The sequence below is a fragment of the Kitasatospora herbaricolor genome (genome assembly GCF_030813695.1).
In the GTDB taxonomy this organism is placed as follows: Bacteria; Actinomycetota; Actinomycetes; order Streptomycetales; family Streptomycetaceae; genus Kitasatospora; species Kitasatospora herbaricolor.
Genome location: NZ_JAUSVA010000002.1, coordinates 8,124,138 through 8,142,938 on the forward strand (window position 1 = coordinate 8,124,138; position 18,801 = coordinate 8,142,938).

Genomic DNA, 18,801 nt, shown 5'->3' on the forward strand with positions numbered 1-18,801 from the left:
GGCCGGGGGATGCGTCGTTGCGCAAAGCCGAGGGGCCCGCACCGGGCATGTACGCGGTGCGGGCCCCTCGCTACCAGGCGGGTGCCTAGGCAGAAAAACTACAGCGGACGAATGTTCTCGGCCTGCGGGCCCTTCTGGCCCTGCGTGACGTCGAACTCGACCTTCTGGCCCTCGAGCAGCTCACGGAAGCCGTTGGCGTTGATGTTCGAGTAGTGGGCGAACACGTCAGGACCGCCGCCCTCCTGCTCGATGAAGCCGAAGCCCTTTTCCGCGTTGAACCACTTCACAGTGCCATTAGCCATAAAAAAATCTCCTTCAAGGGGCTGTCCGAATTCCGCACCGTGCGGCCTTCGAGTCGCCGCGATGAGCACCCACCCGGGGAAAACCGGGCAACAAAAATGCGCCTGCGACACATCAGCAGGCGCACACAAGTTCATGGGAACCACTACTGCAACTGATGAAGACTCTAGCAGTTCCGGGCCCGTCGTGGTGAAGAATTTCGCCCCCGGTTCGGCGGGAGCCTCCCGCCGAACCGCCGGCCGCAGCCGACATGACTCCCAAGTCACCCAGGGCGTGCGGACGTTGATGGACAGAGCGGACGCCCCTCGGCTGTCGGCCGCCCCGGGGAGGGTGGGCGCGGGGAAGGGGGCGGCGCCCGTGCTCCCGCGCCCGTCCGATTTTTTTTGTGATGCCTCCGAAGCAGCCGCGCTCGTGCAATCTGGCGCATACTGAGGAGGATGACGAAATCTGCAGCACTCCGCCGCCCCCTGCCTACGAGCCCCTTCAAGGCCCCGATCGAGGCTCCGCGCAAGTACTTCGCCGTCGGCGACCGCGTCACCCACGACAGGTACGGCCTCGGCACGGCCATCGGTGTCGAGGACGACGTCGCGGTACTCGTCGACTTCGGATCGCGTCAGGAACGGATCACCCAGCCGTACACCGCGATGTTCAAGCTCTGACCCTGCTGTCCGTCCACCGCCCGGGGTGCCCGGCCCCGCGCGGTGGACGGACCCGTGGCAGGACTCGATCCACCCACGCGTTCACACGACCGTGCGCCCTGCCCGCCGTCGCGAGCCGCGTCGCGCCCGGGTGACGGGCCGACAGCCGGACCGCCACGGCCCGCGATCCCGCCGCAGGGACGCCCGAGGGGGCGCACCGCCGCGCCCGGGCGCGGGTGCGCCTGCCGGATGAGCTGGACCGGCCGATCCGCCGCGGCCCGGCACCCTCCACCGCCCACGCGCCGATCGGGTGACCGCCGCCCCGATCGGCCACCGCGCCCCAGTCCGGCCGTGCGGTCACCCGGTCGCCTCGCCGGCTGCCGGTCGGAGCAGGGCCCGCACGTCGGGGACGGAGAGCAGTTGCACGCCGATGCCGGTCGCTTCGCCGAGCCCCTGCTCGCCCGGCCTGCGCATTGTCCCCGGCACGGCGGCCCCCGGTGTCGGCCGGCTCCGAGGCTCCGGCCACGACGGCTCCCGGCCTGCGCGACCGGGCAGCCACGGGCGGGAAGGCGCCGCACGGGCATCGCTGACGATCGCTCAGGAAGTCACTGTGTACGCCGCGTTACGGTCGTATGGCGGGTTGACCGGGTGCTCTACCGGCCGGTACGGCGGCGGTACTAGCGTTCGCGTGCGCCCCGACCCGGGATGCGCCGACCACCCCCACCCCGCCCCAAGGAAGAGGCTCAGGTGCCCCCAGCTCCTGTCCCGCTCCGCCGGCCGCGCCGCCGCCTGCGCTCGGCCGCCGTCGCGGCCCTGACCGCCGCCGCCCTGCTGCTGAGCGCCGCAGCGGCCACGCCCGCCGCCCCGGCGGCCGGCCCGGCCCCGGCCCCCGGCGACCCCTGCCTCGGCCAGTGCCAGGACATCCTCACCGCAGGCGAGAACGGTCACGCCACCCTCGCCGGGATCCTGCTGCACCAGAGCGTCGGCACCCGGCCCGCGCACTCCGCCGACCAGGTCGAGCGGTACGACAACCTGCTGCACGACTACTCCGGGCTGACGGACGACCAGCTCGCCGCGTACTTCAACGACGCCTCGTTCGGGGTGCCGGCCGGTCAGAGCGAGAGCACCCTCGCCCCGCGGCCCGGCGTCACCATCACCCGCGACAAGGCCACCGGCACCCCGCACATCAAGGGCACCACCCGCGCGGACACCGAGTTCGGCGCCGGCTACGCCGCCGGACAGGACCGCCTCTGGCTGATCGACGTGCTGCGCCACGTCGGGCGCGGGCGGCTCTCGTCCTTCGCCGGCGGCGCGGCCGGCAACCGTGCGCTGGAGCAGAGCCTGTGGGCCGTCGCCCCGTACACCGAGGCCGACCTCCAGCAGCAGCTGGACCGGGTGCGCGCCGCCGGCGCCCGCGGCGCCCAGGCCTACCAGGACATCCAGGACTACGTCGCCGGCCTCAACGCCTTCGCCACGGCGGACGTCGCCGCCGACACCTACCCGGGCGAGTACGTGCTCACCGGCCACGGCTCCACCATCCAGCCCTTCACCGCCACCGACGTGGTCGCCGTCTCCTCGGTGATCGGCGCGATCTTCGGCGGCGGAGGTGGCGGCGAGGTGGAGAACACCCTGGCCCGGATCGCCCTGCGCCAGCGCCTCGGCACCGCCGAGGGCGACCGCGCCTACGCCGCCTGGCGGTCCGGCGACGACCCCGAGGCGACCGCCACCGTGCACGACGGCACGACGTTCCCCTACGCCGCCTCGCCCGCGAACCCCGTGGGCAGCGCGCTCCCCGACGCGGGCTCGGTCGCGGCCTTCGCCCACGCCCGGAGCGGTACCGGGACCGGTGCGACGCCGGCCCCCGTCGCCGCCACGGTCTCCGCCTCCGCCGCCACCGCGGACCCGGCCGCCGAGGGCGTGCTCCCCGCCGACCTCATCACCGCCAGGAAGGGCATGTCCAACGCCCTGCTGGTCTCCGGCGCGCACACCGCCTCCGGCCACCCGGTCGCCGTCTTCGGCCCGCAGACCGGTTACTACGCCCCGCAGATCCTGATGGTGCAGGAACTCGACGGGCCCGGTCTGCGCAGTCGCGGCGCCTCCTTCCCCGGCCTGAGCTTCTACGTCGAGATCGGCCGCGGCGCGGACTACGCCTGGAGCGCCACCTCCGCCAACCAGGACATCACCGACACCTTCGCCGTCGACCTGTGCGAGCCGTCCGGGTCCGCCGCGACGACCGCCTCCCGCAGCTATCTGCTCGACGGCGTCTGCACCCCCTTCGAGTCGCTCCTCCAGCACAACGCCTGGGCCCCGACCACCGCCGACTCCACCGCCGTCGGCGCGTACGACCTGGAGACGCTGCGCTCCGCCTACGGCCTGGTCACACACACCGGTACCGTCGCCGGCCGTCCGGTCGCCTTCACCGCGCTGCGTGCCACCTACCGGCACGACCTGGACCCGGTGATCGGCTTCCAGGAGTTCAACGACCCGTCGGCGGTCACCTCCGCGGCGACCTTCCAGCAGGCGGCGCAGCACGTCGGCTACACCTTCAACTGGTTCTACGCCGACGCGGACCACACCGCCTACTACAACTCCGGCACCGACCCCGTGCGCGCGGCCGGTACGGATCCCGACCTGCCGATCCTGGCCGGCCCCGGGTACACCTGGCAGGGCTGGGACCGCGCCGGGAACACCTCGGCCGTCGAACCGCCGGCCCGGCACCCGCAGTCGGTCGACCAGGACTACTACGTCAGCTGGAACAACAAGCAGGCGCCGGGCTTCACCTCCGCCTGGGGCAACGGCGCCGTGCACCGCGCCGACCTGCTCGACGAACGGGTCTCCGCCCTCGTCGCACGCGGCAAGGTCACCCGTGCGGATCTGGTCACCGCGATGGAGGACGCCGCCGCCGTGGACCTCCGGGCCGACCAGGTGCTGCCGGAGCTGCTGGCCGTCCTCGACTCCGCGCCGGTCACCGACCCGGCGCAGGCCGCCGCCGTCGCGAAGCTCCGGGCCTGGCAGGCTTCGGGCTCCCACCGGCGCGAGGCGCACAAGGGCGACGGCGTGTACGCGGACGCCGAGGCGGTCCGGATCCTCGACGCCTGGTGGCCGCTGCTGGTGGAGGGCGAGTTCCGGCCCGGGCTCGGCGACGGCGCCTACCGTGCGTTGACCGCCGTCGCCCCGGTCAACGAGTCGCCCTCGGGCGGCCAGCAGGGTTCGGGCGGCGGCGGCAGCACCATCGCCGCGGGCGAGGCCCACAAGGGGTCGGCGTTCCAGCACGGCTGGTGGTCGTACGTCGACAAGGACCTGCGGAGCGTCCTCGGGCGGCCGGTCCGGGGGCCGCTGGACCGGTCCTACTGCGGCAGCGGCTCCCTGCAGGCCTGCCGGCAGGTGCTCCTCGACACGCTGACCGCGGCCGCCGCCACGCCCGCCGCCACCACCTACCCCGCCGACAAGTACTGCGGCGCCGGCGAGCAGCTCTGCGCCGACTCGATCGTCCACCGGGCGATGGGCGGCATCACCGTCCCCAGGATCGCCTGGCAGAACCGCCCCACCTACCAGCAGGTCGTGGAGTTCCCGGCCCGCCGCGGCGACGACCTGGCCAACCTGGCGACGGGTGCCGAGGCGACCGCCTCCGACTACCAGGACGCCGTCGTGGTCGCCTACCCGCCCCGCCAGGCCGTCGACGGCAACACCGGCACCCGGTGGGCCAGCAAGACGGTCGCCACGGCCTGGATCAGCGTGGATCTCGGTGCGGTGCGCAAGGTCGGCCGGACCGTCCTGGACTGGTCCGACCAGTACGCGAAGTCCTACCGGATCGAGGTCTCCACCGACGGCGCCGGCTGGCGCACGGTGTACAGCGCGACCGGCGCCGGCGGTGGACTGGAGAACCGCTCCTTCCCGCCGGTCGACGCCCGCCACGTCCGCCTCACCCTGCTCGAACGGGGGACGGACAACCGGTACTCGCTGGACGAGATCGGCCTCTACGCGCGCTGACTGCGCACCGCGCCGGCACGCCGAAGGCGGCCCGGCCCCGTCGAAGGACGGGGCCGGGCCGCCCGACGAGGGTCAGCTGGTCCGGATGAGGGTCCAGGCCTGCCCGGTGGCGACGGGCTGCTGGGTGAGGACGGAGTTCTTGACGCTACCGCTCGGAGTGACGGCGAGGCCGCTGCTCTGGGCGACGAGCTTGTATCCGTTGTTGCCGGCCGGCGTGAGGGCGAACTTCTGGTTGGGCTTGGCCGAGTCGCACGTGTACTGGATGACGGCCGCGCCGGCTGCCGTGGAGCCGCCGCGGATGTCGAAGCACTTGCCGGAGACCTTGTTCTTCACGGCGTAGGTGCCGTCGGGGTTGGCGGTGAGGATCCAGCGCTGGTTGTCGTTGTTGTTCCGGTCCCAGGTGAGCAGCTGCTTGCTGTTCTCCAGGGAACTGTTGGGGTCGTCGATCACCTGTGCGGGGCTGGTCGCGGAGGCGATCTCGTAGGTGCCGTCGGCGGGCGGCGCCTGGACGGTGCTGATCGTGCCGCCGGGGGTGATGCGGTACATGGCGGTCTCGTGGGAGGCCAGGCTGGCGGAGAGGGCACCGGTCGTGCTGCTGGAGGCCCCGGTCCACAGGTTCTTGACGGTGTAGGAGGGGGCCCCGGCGATGCCGAGTTCGGCGACCGTGGTGGACACCGTGGCCGTGCTCGCACCGGTGTTGGTGAGGGTCACCGACCTGTCACCGCCGGCCAGTTCACGGACCGTCAGCAGTTGGGTGTCGGAGTCGGTGACGATGCGGGCCTGACGTCCGAGGCTGTCCTGGTCGACGGCGATCACGTCGTGGTTGGTGAGGACGCCCTTGATGTCGGACGTCATGGTGGTGAGCTTGTTGCCCGCGACGAGGGGTGAGGCCATCTGGGCCCAGAGGCTGAAGTGCGAGCGGGCCAGGACAGGATCGCTCAAACTGCCGACGCCGACCTCCATCATGTCCGGGTCGTTCCAGTGGCCCGGGCCGGCCTGGCTGCCGAGGCGGCCGTTGTAGCCGACGATGTCCATGACGCCCATGCTGTACGAGTTGCTCGTCTTGGCCTGGTCCCAGTCGGCGCTGATGTCCTCGGTGGTCCGCCACATGTTGGCGACGGCGGACCAGTCGTAGGTGGCTCCGGTCTTGTCCGCGTGGAAGCTGTTGGGGTTGATGCTGTACACGATCTGGCGGCCGGTGTTGTGCAGGGCGTCGCGCATCGTGCTGAAGGCGGCGACCTGCTGGTCAAGGGTCTTGTCCGGGGAGCACCAGTCGTACTTGAGGTAGTCGACACCCCAGGCGGCGAACGAGTCCGCGTCCTGCTGCTCGTGCCCCTGGCTGCCGGTCGCCCCGGGGTAGGGGTTCTTGGTCTGTCTCTGTGCACAGGTCTTGTCGGTGGGCACCTCGTAGATGCCGAACTTCAGGCCCTTCGAGTGGATGTAGTCGCCGAGGGCCTTCATCCCGCCGGGGAAGCGCACGGGGTCGCCGTGGATGTTGCCCTGGGCGTCGCGCTGGGGGTCGAACCAGCAGTCGTCGACGATGACGGTGTCGTAGCCCGCGTCCTTCATGCCGGAGCTGACGAGGTTGTCCGCAGCGGTGCGGATGAGCTGCTCGCTGATCCCGCAGCCGAACGAGTTCCAGGTGTTCCAGCCCATCGGCGGGGTGATGGCCACGCCGTTGTCCAGGGCGGACGCGGGCTGGGCACCGATGGTCGTCAGCGGGCCGACGGCCAGCACGAGCGCGGTGGCCAGCAGCGCGACGGCTCTGCGGGAACGGGAGGGGGAGGCGGGGGAATTCATGGTGGACATGGGGGTCCTAGGGGTGCTGTGGGTGGGGGGTGGGATTGTGCCCCGTCGGGCGGTCGCGGCTCTTCCGGAGGCAGGCGGCTTGGGGTTCGTTGCCGATGGAGGAGACGCCCTGCAGGGCGGGGAGCCCGGCCGGGAGCGGAGGAGGGCCGTGTGTGGTGACGGCGGACCTTCGGACGGCGGACAGCCGGCTGCAGGTGGGTAGCGAGCGCGCTCCTTGTCGGGACTGACTGCGCGGGCCCGTCGACTACGCTGAAGTTCCAACAAGAAGCGACAGAATCGATTCGAAATCACCAGGATCGAACTGGTGCGTCACAGGAAACGCCCCGTTCGCCCTGACCGTCAAGAGTTTTCGACGATCTGCTGCCATCCGAGACGGCCCCGTGATGTGGCCCCGGGCTGCAGGTGTCCCGCCCGGCGGGGTCGGCTCGCTCGACAATCCTTCCCCCATAGGCCTGTTGAGCAGGGATGGGACTGCGGTCCGGTGCCCCTGAGGCCAGACCCCCTTTCGCGGGGAGATGGGAAGGGATGCTCCCGCTGCGCGGTGTCAAAGGGTCGTGGGTGCTTCCCGGCCCGCAGATCCGCTCGCAGGAGACGGTGTCGCGCAGGTGACGCCCGAGTGCCGCAGTTGTTAGATCGTGTTTGCTTCTGTGTAAACTCGGCGTCGAACCCGAAATCAGGGGACAGCAGGGCCTTGTTCGACGGTGCGGGGGAGCTGACGTTGTCGGTGGCAGTCCTGACACCCATGGCGCGCGGCTCGCCGGACAGGGCCGGGCATGCCGAGGCCCTCCCGGGAGCGTCGGTCGTGACAACCGCCGTTCCAGGAAGGGCCGGGCCGAGCAGGACGGACCAGCAGGGCCGGGTGCTATCCGCCGTAGACCTCGAACTCCCACAGCGAATAGCCCCAGCCGGTGCCGCGCTGGGTTCCGTACATCCGGATGTACCGGCCCGAGCCGTTGAGCCCGGTGAGGTCGTTGACGCCGCCGGAGCCGGCCGTGGTGGAGTAGAGGGTGGTCCAGGTGGTCCCGTCGTTGGAGACCTGGATCTGGTAGGCCTTGGCGTAGGCGTTCTCCCAGGTCAGCTTCACCTCTCCGATGGCCGACGTGGTACCGAGGTCGACCTGGAGCCACTGGGGATCGGTGTAGTTGCTGGCCCAACGGGTGGTGTTGCTGCCGTCCACGGCGGCGGACGGGCCCAGCGTGGCGATGTTCGACTCGATGCTGGACGTGGTGGCCGGCCGTCCCAGTGCCAGGTTCGGATTCGGGTGCGAGGGGCCGTAGACCTCGAACTCCCACAGGGAGTAGCCGTAGGTGGTGCCGCGCTGGGTTCCGTACATCCGGATGTACCGGCCCGAGCCGTTGAGCCCGGTGAGGTCGTTGACGCCGCCGGAGCCGGCCGTGGTGGAGTAGAGGGTGGTCCAGGTGGTCCCGTCGTTGGAGACCTGGATCTGGTAGGCCTTGGCGTAGGCGTTCTCCCAGGTCAGCTTCACCTCTCCGATGGCCGACGTGGTACCGAGGTCGACCTGCAGCCACTGCGGGTCGGAGTACTGGCTGGCCCAGCGCCTGCCGTAGCTGCCGTCGGTGGCGCCGCCGGCGGGGAAGTCGGCGGTCTCCGTCGAGGACGCGGTGGTCGGCCTGTTCAGGGCCAGGTCACCGGCGGCCACGTCGGTGGGCCAGCCGGGGGCGTGGCCGATCGCGGCGATCACCGGCTGGAAGGCGCTGAACGTGGAGACCTGCTTGGGGGATCCCCAGGTCTGCTGGGCCAGCGCGCGCAGTGGCTCCATGATGCCGCCCGCGATCTGGCTCTCGGTCTCGGCGTTGGGGTTGTCGCACCAGACGTGCAGCGTCGACCCCAGGTTCTTGGACGGGTCGGTCAGGGTGGCGCCGCCCTGGAAGATGCCGGGATTCCACTGCTGGTACATGTAGGCCGTGTCCGGCTTCGCCCCGCCGAGCACGTAGTAGGTGGGCGTCCAGGAGCCGTTCTGGACGAGGTGGCCGGCGCTCACGAGCTGCTGGGGGCTCAGGCCGTAGGTGTACCAGTAGTCGACCGTGATGTCGGCGGCCACCGGAATGGTCCCGTCGCCGGAGGCGATGCCGTCGTTCCAGGTCCGCATGGTCCGGTTGGCGCCGCGCACGATGGCGTCGGCCCAGCGGATGAACCCGTAGAACACGTCCTTGGGCTTGGCGGAGGCCCCGTACTGCTGCTTGGCGTAGGCGGCCAGTTGCGGGTAGCGGGCGTAGTCGACGCCGTACTCGTCGGCGCCCAGGTGCCAGTACTTGGCCGGGAAGAGCGGCAGGTACTCGGTGATGAGGTCCTTCATCAGCACGTACGAAGCCGGGTTGGACAGGTCGATGTTCCCGCCGTCCGGGGTGCTGCCGTCGGCGGTCCTGAGCTTGAGCTCGGGGTGGGCCGCCAGGATCGTGTCCATGTGCCCGGGCATGTCCAGCTCCGGGACGACGGTGACGTGGTACCCGGCGGCGAACGCGATCAGGTCGGCGATCTCCCGCTTGCTGTAGTGCTGGGCGGAGACGATCTCCGGGTGGGTCGAACTCTCCAGCCGAAAGCCGAGGTTGTCGGACAGGTGGAGGTGCAGGTAGTTGAGCTTCAGGTAGGCCATGTCCCTGACCTGGTTCTGCAGCCAGGACACCGAGAAGTACTTGCGGCCGGCATCGACCATCAGGCCGCGTTCGGTGTAGGAGGACCAGTCGCGGGCCGTGCCGGCCGGGATGGTGGCGGACTGCTTGAGCAGTTGCAGGACCGTCCGGGTGCCGTAGAAGGCCCCGGCTCCGGTGGCGGCCTGGACCTTGACCGAGGTGCCCACGGACAGCGAGTAGCCCTCGGTGCCGAGAGCGGTGTCCGTCGATCCGAGGGTCAGGAAGATGTCTCCGGCCGTGACGGATCCGGCCGCACCCGTCGTCGTCGGCGCGTTGACGCCGGTCAGTTGCTTGACGTCCTGGGCGAAGGTCGCAGCCTCGCCGGCGAGTTGGGCGGCGTAGGCACTGTCCACGACGATGTGGGAGGCCGGGCCGAAGGTGTACGAGGTGCCGGTGCCCGGCGTCCATTGCTGGAGGGCGGGAATCGTCCGGGGCGGCGACGCTGCCGCGTGGGCCTGCGGTGCGGTGGTGCCGGCCAGCCCGGTCACGGCTAATCCGAGGATCGCGAGCAGCCCGGCGAGGCGGTGGTGCGACTTCTTCACTGCTGACTCCTTGAGGGCGAGTGATGCTGGTGAAGTCGGCTGATATTGGTATAGACCTATGAAGAGATTGGGTCTATACCAGTGCTCGAAAGTAGACTGAAAGGCGCCCAAGCTGTCAAGAGTGCGCAGAAATACGGGGTGAAAGGGGCGTGTGGTACCGCTTTCCGGACTCTTTCTGCACTTGGTCTGAGCCAAGCTGATGGCCGGGCCCACGGGCGGGCCGCGCTCGACCGGGCTTCTCCGCGGCCCGCACACGACACCGCCCGCCCGGAGACCCGGACGGGCGGTTTCCTGTCGGCGCTGTCCCCGGGGCCGGGCCGGCGCTCGCTCGCCGGCGTGCGGGTCCCGGTCCGGAGCCTGCCGAGGGGTCAGATCCGGAAGATCGACCCCACGAACTCGGCCAGCAGCCGCTCCTTCAACGGGCCGGGCAGGGCGTCGAGCAGCACCAGGACGGGAGCCGTCCGGGTCGGCAGCCCGCCCTGCGGGTCGAGCCCGGCGAAGGCGAGCACGCCCGCGATCTCCTCCGGGCCGAGTGCCGCCGGGTCCAGCCCGGCCGCCAGCTCCGCCAGCGCCGGGTCCACCGCGACCGGCGGCAGGACCCGGGCGGCCTTGAGCGCGTCCGCCAGGTCGGCCAGCAGCGCGTCCACCTGGCCGGCCGTCGCCGGGGTCAGCGTCAGGTGCAGATTGGGCGGCAACCCGTCGAACGACAGCTGCGGCTGGAGGTACCAGCCGCGCTCGCGCATCTCGTCGGCGAGGTGCAGCAGCAGGCTCAGGTCGGGGGCGCCGTCCGCGCCGTCCAGTGTGAACGCGACCAGGCCCGCCGCGGGGTCACCGAGCACCCGCACCCCCGGGGTGGCCCGCAGCCCCGCGAGCAGCCGGTCGGACGCGTCGGCGACCCGGCCCGCCAGCGCGGTGTAGCCGTCCTCGCCGACGTGTCGCAGCACGGCCCAGGCCTGGGCGAGCAGCCCGCCGGACTTGGTGCCCTGCACGGTCGGGTTGACGACGGGGTAGCCCGGCCAGCCCGCGTGCGCGAAGTACTGGTGGCGGCGCAGCTCGGCGTCCCGGTACAGCACCACGGAGGCGCCCTTGTCGGCGTAGCCGTACTTGTGCAGGTCGACGGAGAGCGAGGTGACGCCCGGCACCGACAGGTCGAACGGCGGCACCTCGCGGCCCGTCCGCCGCAGGTACGGCAGGATCCAGCCGCCGATGCAGGCGTCGACGTGGCAGAGCACGCCCCGCTCGGCGGCGGCCGCCGCGATCTCCGCCACCGGGTCGACGACGCCGTGCGCGTACGACGGCGCGGAGGCGACCACCAGCACCGTCCGCTCGTCGATCGCCGCCGCGACGGCCGCGGCGTCGGCCCGGAAGGTCACCGGGTCCACCGGTACCACGACCGGCCGGACGCCCAGGTAGGCGGCGGCCTTGTGGAAGGCCGCGTGCGCGGTCGACGGCAGCACCAGCCGGGGCTCGGTCACCCCGCGGGTCGCCCGGGCGTGGTCACGGGCGGTCTTGACGGCCAGCAGGATGCTCTCGGTGCCACCGCTGGTGAAGGTGCCCTGGACGCCCGGGGCTCCGAGCACCGCGGCCACCGCGGCCACGATGTCGTTCTCCAGCCGGGCGACGCTCGGGAAGACCGTCATGTCGAGCCCGTTGACGGTCGCGTAGGCGCTGTAGGCCTGCGCCGCGAGGGCGTCCAGGCCGTCGACGCCGGCGTCGTACACGTAGGCGAAGGTGCGGCCGCCGCGGGTCGGCGCGTCACCCCCGCGCAGGGCCCGTAGCTCCGTCAGGACGTCCTCGGCGGGGCGGCCGGGCGGGAGTGTGGTGGGCGGGAGTGCGGTGGGCGGGGTGGGTTCAGGTGACACGGGTGCTTCCGTCCTCGGGTGCGGGTGCGGGTGTGTGTGCGGGGGCTGCGGCGGGCAGGGTCACGGGCGTGGGCGTGGGCGTGGTGGCCGCCGTGGGTCCGGGATCGGTGCCGGCGGCGTCCGCGCAGGCTTCCGGTACCGGCGGCGGACCGGCGGGCCGGGCCTCCGTCCGGTACCGGTGCAGCAGCCACAGGCTCGCCGCCGCCAGCACGGCGGGGACCAGACCGGTGCCGGCGGTGATGGCGGTGAGCGCGGCCTGCGGCTGGACGCCCCGGTGCGCCGCGTCCGACGGGTGGAAGCCGCTCAGCGCCAGCAGCGCGGCGAACACCCCGGCGCCCACGGCGAGGGCCAGCGTCTCCGCGGCCGTCCAGAGCCCGGTGAACGTCGCGGCGCGGCGGCTGCCGGTGCGCGCGGCGTCCGCGGCCAGCGTGTCCGCCAGCATGGTCAGCGGCAGCAGTTGCAGGCCCGCGTACGCGACGCCGACCACGGCCGCCGCCGCGTACCCGAGCCACGGACCGGCCACGCCGGTCAGGGCCAGCGCCACCGTGCCCGCCACGAACAGCACCGACGCGCAGCCCTGCGCGTAGCCGGTGCCCCGGCGCCGGGCGAGCCGGTTCCACAGCGGCATCACCAGCACCAGCGGGCCGATCATGGCGGCGAACAGCGGCGTGACCGCGCCCGGCGAACCGAGGGTGTACGTCGCGAAGTACTGCACCCCCGCGAGCAGGACGCCGACCGCCAGCGCCTGCACCGTCCACATGCCGGCGAGGTACCGGAACGGGCGGTTGTCGCGGACCGCGGCCAGCTGCGCGCGCAGCGACGGCTCGGCCCGGCTGCGGGCCACCACCGGGGCCCGCCGGGTCGTGTGCCAGGCCCCGAACATGCCCACGGCCAGCAGCCCGGCCACCGCGACGCCCATCAGCCGGTAGCCGCCCGGGGTGTCGCCGCCCGCGTGCGCCAGGGCCGGCGCGACCGCGCCCGACAACAGGATCGCGGCCCCGAGGAACCCGACGCGCCAGCCCAGCATCCGGCCACGCTCGGCGTCGTCCTCGGTCATCTCGGCGGGCATCGTCACGTACGGCACCTGGAAGACCGCGTAGGCCGTGGCGGCCAGCAGGAACACCACGGCGACGTACCCGGCCGCGGCCGCTCCGCGCACCGGCGGGGCCGCGAACAGCAGGGCGAACAGCGGCGGCAGGGTGCAGGCACCGATCAGCAGGAACGGCCGCCGGGGCCCCTGCCGCCAGGTGCTGCGGTCCGAGACGGCGCCGACCAGCGGGTTGACGAGCACGTCCCACGCCTTCGGCAGGAACACCGCGGCGCCCGCCACCGCGGCCGGCACGGCCAGCACGTCGGTCAGGTAGTACAGCAGGATCAGGCCGGGAACCGTCCCGAAGGTGCCGGTGCACAGCGACCCGAGGCCGTAGCCGATCCGGACCCCGGCGGGCAGCGGGCCGGCTCCGCCGCCGGCCGCCGGCGCGGCCTTCGCGACGGCGCTCACCGGGCTCCGCCCACGGAGGCCGACGCGCGGAAGCGGGGCAGCACCTCCTCGCCGACCCGGTACGCCTCCTCCAGGTGCGGGTAGCCCGACAGCACGAACTCGCTCACGCCCAGCGCCGCGTACTCCGCCAGCCGCTGCGCCACCTCGTCGTGCGAGCCGACCAGCGCGGTGCCGGCGCCCTCCCGCACGAGACCGATCCCGGCCCACAGGTTGGGTGCGATCTCCAGCGAGGTGGCGTCCGCGCGGCCGCCGTGCAGGGCCGCCATCCGCGCCTGCCCGGTCGAGTCCATCGCGGCGAACCGCCGCTGGGTCGCCCGGACGGCCTCCGGGTCCATCCGGGCCAGCATCCGATCGGCCTCCGCCCAGGCCTCGGCCGCCGTGTCACGCGCGATCACATGGATGCGCAGACCGTGCCGCAGCACCCGGCCGGCCCCCGCGGCCAGGGCGTCGAGGCGTGCGATCCGGGTGGCCAGCTCCCGCGGCGGCTCCCCCCAGTAGAGCTGGACGTCGGCACGGCGGGCCGACACCGCCTCGGCGGCCGGGCTGGCGCCCCCGAGGTACAGCGGCACCGGATGCTCGGTGGCCGGGTCGACGAGGGTGGCGCCCTCGGTCCGGACGTGGCGCCCGGCGAGGTCGCCGCTGCGGCCGGCCAGCAGCTCCCGCAGCACCGCCATCACCTCGTCGGTGCGCTCGTAGCGCTCGTCGTGCGCGAGCCGGTCGCCGTACGCCCGCTGCTCGACGGGATCGCCGCCCGTCACCACGTTGAGCGCGAGCCGGCCGCCCGCGAACCGGCGGAACGCGTCCGCCTGCTGGGCCAGCAGGGTGGGGCTGGCGAACCCGGGACGGAAGGCGACCAGGAAGCCGATCCGCTCGGTGTGCTGGGCGACGGCGGTGGCGATGATCCACGGGTCGACGCAGCCGAGGCCGACCGGTGCCAGCAACGCGGTGAAGCCGCACTGTTCGGCGGCGCGGGCGACCTGGGTCAGGTAGCCGACGTCGGCGCGTCGGCGGGTCGCGGCGGACGTCCGGCCCTGGACGGCGGTGACTCCGCCGGGGTCGCGGCCGTCGCCGCCGGTCGGCAGGAACCAGTGGAACACCGGCTCCCCCGGGCGGGCCGGTACGTCTGCGGGCACGGGAACTCCTCACCGGGCGGTGCGCGGGCGGCACCCCCGGGTACGCGGGCCCGGCCGGGCGGGCCCGGCGGGAGGACAGGGGGGGAGGGCGGAGCAGGGAGCACGGTCCGGTGCGGGGCCCGCGGCGCACGGCCACCAGGCCGGAACGCCCGCCGCGCCGTCCGTGGCGAAGGCGGTGCGCCGGACGGCGGGAGGTCAGCGAGCGGTGGGACAGGAACGCTGCCGACAGGCGCCCGGGCAGCCGTCCGGGTCACCGGAGCGGTGCGCGGGGAGGACGGCGGGTGCGTGGGGGCCTGGCCTGGCACAGATCATGAACGACATCCGCCCCGCCCACAAGAGCCGACCTCGGGAAACCGCGTCCTGCCCCTCGGGTCGTGCCGGGGACGGAGCCTGTCAGCGCGTCGGCGGAGGTGCCGCGGGCGCCCGGGAGCGTTGCCCGTCGGGGAGCGGAGGCGTGCCCGTCGGGGACCCGTGCCCGCCGTGGCGCCGTGCCCGCCGTGGCACCCTGCCTGCCGGGCCGGTGCCCGCCGGGCCGGTGTCCGCACCGGCCTCAGGGGGCCGACGGGATGCGCAGGGCGAGCACCGCGACGTCGTCGTGCCCGTCGCCGGGGCGGGCCTCGGCCACCCGCCGGCCGAGCTGCTCCACCGGCCGGTCGGCCATGGCGGCCGCGACCGCGGCGACGCTCCGCAGGCCCTCGTCCAGGTCGCCGCGCGGGTGTTCGACCAGACCGTCGGTGAACATCACGACGGTGGCGCCGTCGGGCAGCGGGCACCGGTGGTCGAAGCGCGGCACGGCGGTGTCGACGCCGAGCGGTACGTCGGGCGGTTCGTCGAGGTACCGTGCGCGGCCGTCCGGGGTGACCAGCAGGGGCGGCGGGTGCCCGGCGTTGCTCCAGCGCATCGCCCAGCCGTCCTGCTGCCGGTCGAAGCGGGCCAGGCAGGCGGTGGCCATCGGTACCTCGGGCAGCGCGTGCAGCGTGCGGTCGAGGCGCCCGAGCACCCCGCTGGGCAGCGCCGCGTCGTCGTAGATCAACGCCTGCAGCATGTTGCGGACCTGCGACATGGCGGCAGCGGCCGCCACGTCGTGGCCGACGACGTCGCCGACGATCATCGCGCGGCCGCCGTCGGGGAGGACCAGCGCGTCGTACCAGTCACCCCCGAGCAGGGCGGGTTCCGCGGCCGGCTGGTACACGGCCCAGGCGGAGAGCGGGGCGAGGTCGGGCAGCCGGGGGAGCAGCAGCCGCTGGAACTGCTCCGCCCCCGCCCGGAGCCGGCCGTAGAGCCGGGCGTTCTCGATCGCCACCCCGGCCGCGCCGGCCAGTGCGGTCACCACGGCCTCGTCGTCGGCGTCGAACGGCTTCCCCCCGTGCTTGTCGGTCAGGTACAGGTTGCCGTAGACGCGACCGCGGACGGTGATGGCGACGCCGAGCAGGGTGCGCATCGGGGGGTGGCCGGCGGGGAAGCCGGCGGAGTCCCGGTGGGCGGAGAGCTCGTCCACCCGCAGCGGCTTCGGATGGTCGATCAGATGACCCAGCAGGCCTCGCCCGAGCGGTAGTTCCACGCCGCCGAGCTGGGCGAGCTCGTGACTGTCGAGGCCGACGGGTATGAAGTCGGCCAGCTCCCGGCCGTCCTCGTTGAGGACACCGAGGGCTCCGTACCGGGCCTCGACCAGCTCCATCGCGGTGGTGACGATCCGGCGCAGGACGACGGACAGCTCCAGCTCCCGGCTGATCGCCAGGACGGCCTCCAGCAGCCCGCCCATCCGCCCCTGGGCACGGGCGAGTTCCTTGAGCTGCTCGCTGAGCCGGTTCAGGTCGGAGTCGAGGGTGAGGAGCCGGGACGGGAGGGGTGCCGTGCCCCGGGGCCGCTCGTCCATCGTGTCGCGCCTTTCCGCCGCCGTACCGCCGCCCGGCCCGGCCAGGTGGCACCGTGCCCGCGTGCATCGTCCGTTCGAGGCTATCGGCCGGCCGGGCGCAGGACGCGTCGATTGCCCGCACACGTCCTCAGCAGGACGCTTATGTCCGTTCCGGTGCGCGGACGGTGCGGATCCGGTCACGGGTGATCAGGTGCTCCGGCCCGGCATCCGGGTACTCGCGTCGGGAGACCCGGACCGGAACGCCGAGGGCGGCGGGACCGGCACGTTGCCGTGGGCCGCCTCCACCCAGCTCTGCGCCAGTTCCAGGCCCGGCGGCACCGTCCCGGCGGCCGGTCCCCCGAGGGCCGGCGCACCGGCGGGCACCCGGAGCGAGCCGTAGCGCTCCATCCGTTGCCAGCGCAGCCGGGAGCCGGCGATCGCCGTGAACACCGACTGGATCACGACCAGGTACATCAGCTGGCGGTAGACGAACTGCTGGAGCGGCAGGCTCCACAGCGGTCCGGCCCGCTCCTTGTCCAGCCGGAAGGCGTAGAGGCCCATGAGCACCTGGAGGAGAAGGAAGGCGCCCCACAGCCCGAGGATGCGCACCGGGTCCAGGAAGACCAGGCCGTACACCGCGAAGATGTCCACCACGGGGGCGAGCAGCGGCAGCAGGACCTGGAACATCAGCAGGTAGAGCAGCCCGCGTCGGCCCAGCTTGCCGGCCTGCCCCCGCTGGGTGAGAGCGCCGCGGTGCTTCCACATCGCCTGCAGGGTGCCGTAGCACCAGCGGTAGCGCTGCTTCCAGAGGGCGCCGAGCGAGGCGGGGGCCTCGGTCCAGGCCTTGGCGCGCTCCTCGTAGACCACGCGCCAGCCGTCGCGGCACAGGGCCATGGTCAGGTCGGTGTCCTCGGCGAGGGTGGTGTCGCTGACTCCGCCGACGCGCAGCAGGGCCTCCCGCCGGAACGCACCCACCGCGCCCGGGACAGTGGGCATGCACTCGGCGAGGTCGAAGAGCCGGCGGTCGAGGTTGAATCCGACGACGTACTCGATGTGCTGCCAACGGCCCAGCAGTCCACCGCGGTTGACGACCTTGGCGTTGCCGGAGACGGCGCCGACCCGACGGTTGGCGAAGGGTTGGACGATCATGCGGACGGCGTCCGGCTCGAAGACGGTGTCGCCGTCGACCATGACGAGCAGGCTGTAGGAGGCTGCGGCGATACCGGTGTTGAGGGCGGCGGGCTTGCCGGCGTTCCGCTGCCGGATGACCCTGACGCCCGGCAGGCGCAGCGATTCGACCAGGTCGGCCGTGCCGTCGGTGGAGCCGTCGTCCACCACGACGACCTCCACCGGATGGTCGGAGGCGAGCAGCGAACGCACGGCCGACTCGATGCCGGCGCTCTCGTTGTAGGCGGGGACGATGACGCTCACGGGCTCGGTCACCGCGACCCCCCACGGCCTGCGGCGCATCCGCACGTGCCGGCGGGCGGCGACGAACACGGCGACCGCCCGGACGAGGCTGATCGCGCCCGCGGCCCAGAGCAGCCAGGAGATCCCGTCCAGGATCCCGTTGCTGGCCCGCAGGGCCGTGATCAGCGCGGCGCCCTGCCAGTGCTCGATCGACGCCGCGGGCCGCACCGGATCGGTGAGGGACACCGCCTCGCCGACCGTGGCGAAGCGGAAGCCCGAGGCCTTGAGCTGCGGGATCAGCAACTCCAGCGCGGACACGGTCTGTGCGCGGTCGCCGCCGGAGTCGTGCATCAGCAGCACCTGGCCGCCGGTGCCCCGGGGCGTCGATGCGGCGACGATCTGCGCGACGCCGGGCCGGCGCCAGTCCTCGCTGTCCTGGGTGGAGAGGACGGTGAGGTAGCCCTCCCGCCCGGCCTGGAGGGCGGCGCTCCAGTCGGCGTCGTCCAGCGCGTCACTGCCGGAGGAGTACGGCGGGCGCAGCAGGGCCGTGGTGACGCCGGTGGCACCGGCGACGGCCAACTGGGACTCCCGCAGTTCCAGGGAGCGCCGCCAGGCCGGGGCCGCGCCGAGATCGGTGTGGGTGAAGGTGTGCAGTCCGATCTGGTGGCCCTCGGTGACGATCCGGCGGGCCAGCGCCGGGTGGGCCGCGACCTGGGTGCCGACCGTGAAGAAGGTCGCGCGGACGTCGTTGCGGCGCAGCACGTCGAGGATCCTCGGCGTCCAGACCGGGTCGGGCCCGTCGTCGAAGGTCAGCGCGATCGTACGCTCCGCCGGGCCGGCCGCGCGGGTGGCGCCGGCGTCGATCACCGGGCCGCCGGAGGTGATCTGCGCCGGTACCGTGCCGGCCGGGCCCTGCGTCCGGGGCGCGGCATCGGCGGTGGTGTCGAACATGTGCTGGGTGTACCCCTGCAGCAGGAGCGCGGCGGAGAGCGTGAGGACGAGCGTGCTCAGCAACAGCCAGTGGGTGCGCAGCGGGACGTTCCGGACGGAGCTGTGCCGGCCGCGGGGCTTGCGGCGACGATTCTTGGACACGGGTGGTGGTTCCTGCCT

At 73.0% G+C, this 18,801-nt stretch carries 11 protein-coding genes; 2 read left to right on the forward strand and 9 right to left on the reverse strand.

The window, feature by feature from the left end:
* Positions 1 to 98 precede the first annotated feature (98 nt).
* Entirely contained in the window at positions 99 to 302 is a 204-nt protein-coding gene (locus tag J2S46_RS35270; protein WP_030918248.1) for a cold-shock protein, read from the reverse strand.
* Positions 303 to 737: 435 nt separating this feature from the next.
* Between J2S46_RS35270 and J2S46_RS35275 the strand changes: the two genes are divergently transcribed.
* The gene (locus J2S46_RS35275) at positions 738 to 959 is read left to right on the forward strand and encodes a hypothetical protein (RefSeq protein ID WP_073923446.1); all 222 of its coding nucleotides are present in this window, start codon (positions 738 to 740) and stop codon (positions 957 to 959) included.
* A gap of 336 nt (positions 960 to 1,295) precedes the next feature.
* Here the strand turns inward: J2S46_RS35275 and J2S46_RS35280 are convergent, their stop codons facing one another.
* Positions 1,296 to 1,424 carry a hypothetical protein gene (locus J2S46_RS35280; protein WP_268255748.1) on the reverse strand — a complete coding sequence of 43 codons (129 nt, stop codon included), beginning with the start codon at positions 1,422 to 1,424 and terminating at the stop codon, positions 1,296 to 1,298.
* Between the two features lie 261 nt (positions 1,425 to 1,685).
* Here J2S46_RS35280 and J2S46_RS35285 point away from each other — a divergent pair, with 261 nt between their 5' ends.
* Complete coding sequence (locus tag J2S46_RS35285; protein ID WP_191294557.1) at positions 1,686 to 4,928, forward strand: penicillin acylase family protein; 3,243 nt, start codon at positions 1,686 to 1,688, stop codon at positions 4,926 to 4,928.
* A 72-nt stretch (positions 4,929 to 5,000) separates the two neighbouring features.
* Here J2S46_RS35285 and J2S46_RS35290 read toward each other — a convergent pair whose 3' ends face one another.
* The 7 genes from J2S46_RS35290 to J2S46_RS35320 all read right to left on the reverse strand — a co-directional run bounded on the left by J2S46_RS35290 (position 5,001) and on the right by J2S46_RS35320 (position 18,783).
* Entirely contained in the window at positions 5,001 to 6,737 is a 1,737-nt protein-coding gene (locus tag J2S46_RS35290; protein WP_229913408.1) for an alpha-galactosidase, read from the reverse strand.
* 862 nt (positions 6,738 to 7,599) lie between these two features.
* A complete protein-coding gene (locus J2S46_RS35295) occupies positions 7,600 to 9,930 on the reverse strand; it encodes a glycoside hydrolase family 20 protein (protein ID WP_229913407.1) in 2,331 nt (776 codons plus the stop codon).
* A gap of 368 nt (positions 9,931 to 10,298) precedes the next feature.
* Entirely contained in the window at positions 10,299 to 11,792 is a 1,494-nt protein-coding gene (locus J2S46_RS35300; RefSeq protein ID WP_191294556.1) for a pyridoxal phosphate-dependent decarboxylase family protein, read from the reverse strand.
* Positions 11,782 to 13,293 carry an MFS transporter gene (locus tag J2S46_RS35305; RefSeq protein WP_191294555.1) on the reverse strand — a complete coding sequence of 504 codons (1,512 nt, stop codon included), beginning with the start codon at positions 13,291 to 13,293 and terminating at the stop codon, positions 11,782 to 11,784. Before J2S46_RS35305 ends, J2S46_RS35300 begins: the two co-directional genes overlap by 11 nt.
* A complete protein-coding gene (locus tag J2S46_RS35310; RefSeq protein ID WP_229913406.1) occupies positions 13,290 to 14,426 on the reverse strand; it encodes an LLM class flavin-dependent oxidoreductase in 1,137 nt (378 codons plus the stop codon). The genes J2S46_RS35305 and J2S46_RS35310 overlap by 4 nt, the downstream gene beginning before the upstream one ends.
* Before the next feature lie 550 nt (positions 14,427 to 14,976).
* Positions 14,977 to 16,302 carry a PP2C family protein-serine/threonine phosphatase gene (locus J2S46_RS35315; protein ID WP_191294554.1) on the reverse strand — a complete coding sequence of 442 codons (1,326 nt, stop codon included), beginning with the start codon at positions 16,300 to 16,302 and terminating at the stop codon, positions 14,977 to 14,979.
* 186 nt (positions 16,303 to 16,488) lie between these two features.
* Positions 16,489 to 18,783 (reverse strand): bifunctional polysaccharide deacetylase/glycosyltransferase family 2 protein, encoded by a 2,295-nt coding sequence (locus J2S46_RS35320; protein ID WP_229913405.1) that lies wholly within the window; start codon positions 18,781 to 18,783, stop codon positions 16,489 to 16,491.
* Positions 18,784 to 18,801 lie beyond the last annotated feature (18 nt).

What these genes read in the sequence shown, in the direction of transcription:
- J2S46_RS35270 (WP_030918248.1), bottom strand. Translation starts at nt 302, where the DNA reads ATGGCTAATGGCACTGTGAAGTGGTTCAACGCGGAAAAGGGCTTCGGC.
- J2S46_RS35275 (WP_073923446.1), top strand. Translation starts at nt 738, where the DNA reads ATGACGAAATCTGCAGCACTCCGCCGCCCCCTGCCTACGAGCCCCTTC.
- J2S46_RS35290 (WP_229913408.1), bottom strand. Translation starts at nt 6,737, where the DNA reads ATGTCCACCATGAATTCCCCCGCCTCCCCCTCCCGTTCCCGCAGAGCC.
- J2S46_RS35315 (WP_191294554.1), bottom strand. Translation starts at nt 16,302, where the DNA reads ATGGACGAGCGGCCCCGGGGCACGGCACCCCTCCCGTCCCGGCTCCTC.